The sequence below is a fragment of the Photorhabdus stackebrandtii genome, from assembly GCF_011189495.1.
In the GTDB taxonomy this organism is placed as follows: Bacteria; Pseudomonadota; Gammaproteobacteria; order Enterobacterales; family Enterobacteriaceae; genus Photorhabdus; species Photorhabdus khanii.
This window is the reverse complement of the sequence record NZ_PUJV01000166.1, coordinates 1-625: the sequence shown is the minus strand read 5'-3', so window position 1 is coordinate 625 and position 625 is coordinate 1. Positions and strand designations below refer to the sequence as shown.

General features: G+C 62.7%; 1 protein-coding gene. It reads left to right on the top strand.

The annotated features are described in order from the left end of the window. On the top strand, positions 1-625 hold a 625-nt coding region (locus C5470_RS22165), incomplete at both ends, for a phosphopantetheine-binding protein (RefSeq protein ID WP_166291946.1).

Sequence of the window (625 nt, the reverse complement as noted above, 5' to 3'; positions counted from 1 at the left end):
GCGGCCGTTATCGCCCGTGAAGATATCCCGGGTGACAAACGGTTAGTGGCCTATCTCCGGCCGCAGGCGGGTGCTGCCCTGGTGCCGGCGGATTTACGCCAGCAACTGGCACAGCATCTGGCCGACTTTATGCTACCCAGTGCCTTTGTGATGCTGGCGACTTTCCCGCTGACCCCGAACGGCAAGCTGGACCGCAGGGCGCTGCCCGCGCCTGACCAGTCAGCAGCCGTCACCCGTGACTATGAAGCCCCTGTGGGTGAACGGGAAACCACCCTGACGCAGATTTGGCAAAACCTGCTGGGGCTGGCACGCATCAGCCGGCACGACCACTTCTTCGAACTCGGCGGCCACTCGCTGATGGCGGTCAGCCTGATTGAACAACTGCGCAATGCCGGCTGGCTGCTTGATGTGCGCAGTGTCTTCTCCGCGCCCGTACTGACCGACATGGCGCAGGCTATCCGGGCGGAGCAGGGAGAAACGGCCTTTATTGCACCGCCTAACCGTATTCCTGACGGCTGCACCGCACTCACGCCTGAGATGTTGCCACTGGTCATGTTGTCCCAGACCGAAATCGACACCATTGCCGGCTCCGTGGCGGGCGGGGCGGGCAATGTGCAGGATATCT